Annotated in this window: 3 protein-coding genes and 1 pseudogene; all 4 read right to left on the minus strand. The window is 47.4% G+C overall.

The window, feature by feature from the left end:
- Positions 1-111: 111 nt before the first annotated feature.
- Complete coding sequence (locus ACKPQ4_RS08435; RefSeq protein WP_407680748.1) at positions 112-1,608, minus strand: arylsulfatase; 1,497 nt, start codon at positions 1,606-1,608, stop codon at positions 112-114.
- 133 nt (positions 1,609-1,741) lie between these two features.
- Entirely contained in the window at positions 1,742-3,091 is a 1,350-nt protein-coding gene (locus ACKPQ4_RS08440; RefSeq protein ID WP_407680749.1) for a sulfatase family protein, read from the minus strand.
- Between the two features lie 200 nt (positions 3,092-3,291).
- Positions 3,292-4,893, minus strand: a complete 1,602-nt coding sequence (locus ACKPQ4_RS08445; RefSeq protein WP_407680750.1) for a FecR family protein — start codon at positions 4,891-4,893, stop codon at positions 3,292-3,294.
- Positions 4,890-5,131, minus strand: a pseudogene (locus ACKPQ4_RS08450) (hypothetical protein); the annotation flags it as partial. The pseudogene ACKPQ4_RS08450 and the gene ACKPQ4_RS08445, both read right to left, overlap by 4 nt.

Below are 5,131 nucleotides of genomic sequence, written 5' to 3' on the forward strand. Positions count from 1 at the left end.
ATACAAATTCTTATTCAGGTTACAAATTTACTCTTTTAAAATTTTGCTGTCTTGCTCCTTAAAACTTCAAAGGGCGACCATTCAAGTTCGCCCGCCATTTTTGTTATAAACTTAATTTGTTAGTAATTCTTTGAATTGAATTACTTTTTCATTCCAAAGATTTTCGAGTTTACTTTTTAATTTGGGCATCTTCTTAGAAAGGTCATTTGATTCGGCTCGGTCTTTACTCAAATCGTACAAGGCCCATGGGTCATTTTTGGCGGCAACAAGTTTGAAATTGCCTTGCCTGATCGCACGGTTACCCGCGTGCATCCACCAAATAGATTCTCTCGGGATGACGCGATCGTCCAAGAAGGACGGAACCAAACTTTTACCCGGGGCCTTTGGAATAGGCGTCCCTTTCCATGATTTTGGTTTTTCTACTCCAGCTAATTCCAGAATGGTAGGTACGATATCGATCACATGCCCGGGGGAATGTCTTAGCTCTCCTTTGGCCTTTATTCCATCTGGCCAATGAGCGATGAGGGGCGTGCTGATCCCTCCTTCGTGCACCCAGGTTTTATGCCGGCGGAAAGGAGTGTTGGAAGCGCTGGAGAATCCAGGTCCTAAGCATAAGTAGGTTTTCTCACTACCCATAGGGGCATCGGGTTCGTGTCCGCCTCCGCGCACCATGATCTCGGCACTGGCCCCGTTATCTGAAGCAAAAAAGATCAGGGTGTTATCGTAGTCTCCCATCTTTTTAAGTTGTTGAATGACCCGCCCAATTTCTTGATCCACCCGGTCGATCATCGCGGCATGGATGGCCATTTTGGTGGCCTGGAAACGCTTCTGCTTATCGGTGAGGGAATCCCATGCAAGAGGGCGGTTTACTTCTCCAGTCCCTAAGCGCTTGATCGCTTTAGGGAAGGCATAAGGTGGGCCAATTTCCGGTTCGAGTGTGGAGAGCGAGGTTTTATGCAGGCCGATTTTCTTTTGTTTGGCAAATCGTTCTTCCCTTAGTTTATCCCATCCGCTCAGGTAACGATCCTGATATTTGGCAATATCTTCGGGCTTTGCATGCAAGGGGAAGTGAGGAGCAATAAAGGCCAGATAATGGAAGAATGGATTGTTGCTGTGGTTTTGCTGGTGATCCTCCAAGAACTCAATTGCATGATCGGCAGTGGCAGTGGTGGAGTAATAATCCCTCTTCAACGTTGTTGGGTTATACTTTTTGTCATCGAGTAAATTAGCATTGTGGCTAAAAAAGCCGTCTTGATTGGTGACATGCCATGAGCGGTCGAAACCGTTAGTTAGAACCTTGCCGTCAATGTGCCATTTCCCGCTGTGATAATTTCTGTATCCGGGAGGGCGGAGGATTTCGGGTAGGAGAGGGGCCCATTTTGGGCGTTGCCCATGTCCACCTCCCTTAATTCCAGGAAGGCTGTCCCGTTTAATTTGTTGAGCGTAATAACCAGTAAGCAGAGATCCGCGAGTGGGCCAGCACCTGCCCGTGTTGTAGAATTGAGTATAGCGTAGACCGTTAGCGGCAAGGTTGTCCAGGTTAGGCGTTTCAATCTCACTGCCATAACAGCCCAGGTCGGAATACCCCATATCGTCGACCAGAATCATCAAGATGTTTGGTGTTTCTTTTCCGAAAACACTAAAAGTGAAAAAGAACAAGGCGGTTTTTAAAATGGTTATTTTTCCCATGGTTAAAATTAAATGGGTAAAGTTAAAAAAAGTTGAGTTCCTGAGGAAATTTTCATTCCCACCTTTTAACTACTTTGCGCTCCTTAACCGGCCACCAATTATCGATTTTAGCGACGAGTTTTGCCACTACATTCGGGTTTTGTTCGGCCAGGTTATTTTCCTCTTTTGGATCTTTCAGTAGATTAAAAAGTTGAGGGCGTTTTTCTTCGCGTGGATGGGTAGTTTTGTGTCGATTAACCTCCCCGTCATAGGTTAGCAAAAGTTTCCACTTTCCTTCAATGGTCCATCGGAAGAGGAGTGAGTCTTCAGGGTTTTCGATATCTGCAATATCATGGGCAAAACTTTCACCAAAGATTCTCTTTCGTTCGATCGTCTTCCCTGTCTTTAAATTTTCGAGAAGATTTACCCCAGGCAATCTTTTCGGTGTGCGGGCTCCGGTTGCTGCCAGAACAGTGGGAAAGAGATCGATGGAGGATACCACATCCTTGCGTCTTCCGTTCTTCAGGTTCCCGTTTGGCCAGGAGAGCATAATGGGCGTGCGGATACCTCCCTCGTAGGGGGTTTGTTTGGAGCGGGGTGCGTAGGCTGATTTGTCGGTTCGGTTGATCCAACCATTGTCAGTCACATAGACAATGAGAGTGTCATCTCGCAGGTTTCTTTCTTCCAAAATGTCAATGAGTTGGCCACAGGTTTCGTCAAACCAGGTACAATTTGCATAGTACTTGGCAATGGGTAAGGGGAGACCAAGATCTCTGTAAGGCTTGAGCAGGCGCTCCGGTGGGTTGTGTGGCGTGTGAGGAAGAAAGACTCCGTACCATAAGAAGAAGGTTTTTTTTTCTTTCATTGAATAATCCACAAACTCTTCGATGGGTTGCAGGCCTTCCCGTCCGATCCTTAGGCCGTCATCTCCATGGCGTCCACCTGGTTGAGGAAAACCACGGGTCATTCCATGAGAGAATCCGCCGTGTTTGAAATTCCCCTCCCACCATTTTCCGCTTTGATGGCTGAGGTACCCTTTTTTTCCAAGCAGGTCAGGGAGAGTGTCGAAACGATCCAGGTAGGAGATGAGTTGAGCCTTTGCCTGCTTTTGTACCTTCGTGGATTGGTAGCTTTTGGGTGATGGGTCATTCCCTGTAATACCGTGCCTGTGAGCGTACTGCCCATTGACCAGAGTGACGAGCGAAGGTCGGCAGAGAGCGGTGGGAACATACCCCCGTTCGAATAGTACGCTTTCGTTGGCGAGTTTATCCAAGTGAGGAGTTTTAATTTGCGGGTGTCCCATGAAACCGTAATCAGTCCAGGCCTGATCATCCGAAAGAATGTAGAGAACATTGGGCGATTTTTGAGCAGATACCCAGAGGGTTAAACCAAATACAAAGAGTAAGCTAATGAGTTTTTTCATAGGTAACAGGACTGCATGGGGAGATAAATTTTAAACTATTTGGCGAAGAGTTGATGATTCGATTGAACAACTGCAACTAAGTTAGCCATCAAATCAAGAATATCTTCTTTGTCTATGGTGTTTAAAAGTCCTGGAGGCATCATGTAAATCGTTCATTATTTTTCCATATCCCATAGATTTTTGCCTTCCTGTTAATTAATTTATTGAATGACTGCCCATAATTCAGCCTCGGGAATGGAAAAAGAACCCATGATTTTTTCTTCCATGTGTGTCTTGAGTTTGTTGAGTGCTTTTTTCTCTGGGCCGGAGAATTCTTCGGTAGCAAATAGAGGCCACTTGGGTTGACCCCAGTAGGTTTGATCGTAGGAAGCACCTTCCTGCTCAATCAAAAGCAGGCTTGAGGTTTTGTTGCCCTGGGACTCCCCAAAGAGCAGGTCGATTTGCACGGGGGTATCTCCGCTCTCAAACCATGGACCTGAGGCAAATCCTGCCCGTGCGTTGAGGCAAGGAAAGGAGGGATGGTTGTTTCGTGGAACATTCGTTTCGGTGCGGAACGAGGAGTCATAGCGCGATCCCTCAAAGACCGGCTCTCCATTGACCGCAACCAGTAGGTTGTTATCCGCATATCCCCAGAAGCGGTATTTTCCTTTCTGGGGGGCTTTCACTTTTCCCTGGTACCAGGCAATCCAACCATTGTTTTCCGAGTAGGGCACCAAGCCTGTTCGTTGGGGGAATAGATCATAGGTACCTGCGATCCCCCGAAAGCGAATGGGGTTTCCTTTTTTTAGTTTATTCAGGCAGGTCAGGTCGGAAAACTTGGATTGTACAAGAGGGAGGAGTTTCCGGCTGATCGGACTGTCTTCAGGGGCGGGGTTGGGGATCTGTGCATCCTTAGGGAAACCAATTATGGAGCCAAGCAGGGTTCCCAATTTGGTTCCTTGAATATCTTTTTTAACCTCGGGTACTCCACTGGGTCTTGTACTGTGTGGTGAGACTTCTCCGTTACGGTTAAAATTAGCCAGTCCCCCCTCGGTCATGAGGCGGGAGCCTTTTCCATCTCGTTCCCCCACCGCAATCTCGCCGTCGAGCACGAGGACGCGGGATCCCAGGCTGCTTGCCTGAACCACAAAACTGGTTCCGAGGTCGACGAATTTTCTTTCCATCGTATCGACCACAAAACCAATCCCCTGAGGTGGGACCACCAGTTTAATTTCTCCTTCGTTTAGAAATAAACGGTTATGATCAATGACGGTCATTTGCAGGGGACCTTTTCCAATGAGGTGCACGCCACTTTCCTGAAAGGCAACCTCGACCAAGCCATCATTGAATTGAAATTGTTCACCCTTTCGAAATTCAAAGTCTTTCTGCACGGACGAGTCGGATCCTTCATACCGAAGTAGCCGTGCGACTCCATCAGGCATTTGTTTTTCCGAGGGGATAACAAAAGCAAAAACGAGGGTTGCTGCCATCGCCAGCCAGGCAAAACTTGGTCGGGTGAGGAGCGCCAACCAAGGCTTCCTTGGTTTGTTTGAAACCTGGCCTAAGATTCTATCCTCGAATGATAGAGGGCTTTCCTGAGCACTGCTTAAAATTTCTTCTAATTCCAGCCACCTCGGTTCACCAGACTGAGCGGCCCGAATCAGCCCAGCCATTTCAATTTCTTCGGCAACCTCGGCACGCAATGATTGATCATGACCGAGACGGTCGAGGAGTTCTTTTCTTCTCTTCGGGGAAATGTTTAGAGTGCCGTGCCAGGCAGAGAGGATATCCAAGTAGTCGGGGTCGTGAGAAAAGTTTTTCATGATCGGGTGGGGGAAGGTGTTTGGTTCATGCATTTACGCAGGGCGATATGGGCACGATGACGAAGTTGATAAACGGCATTGGCTTGGAGGTTTAGCTGCTTGGCGAGGATGGAAATTTTTTCTCCATCCAATCCAGACCGAATGACTTTTCTTAAGTTGTCAGGAAGTTTGGTAATGCAATCTAGAAGCTTGGGGATTCTAGATTCATCCACTTCTTCATGAGCAACTTTGAGCTCGG

It is taken from the genome of Candidatus Chordibacter forsetii, from assembly GCF_964187505.1.
GTDB lineage: Bacteria > Verrucomicrobiota > Verrucomicrobiia > Opitutales > Seribacteraceae > Chordibacter > Chordibacter forsetii.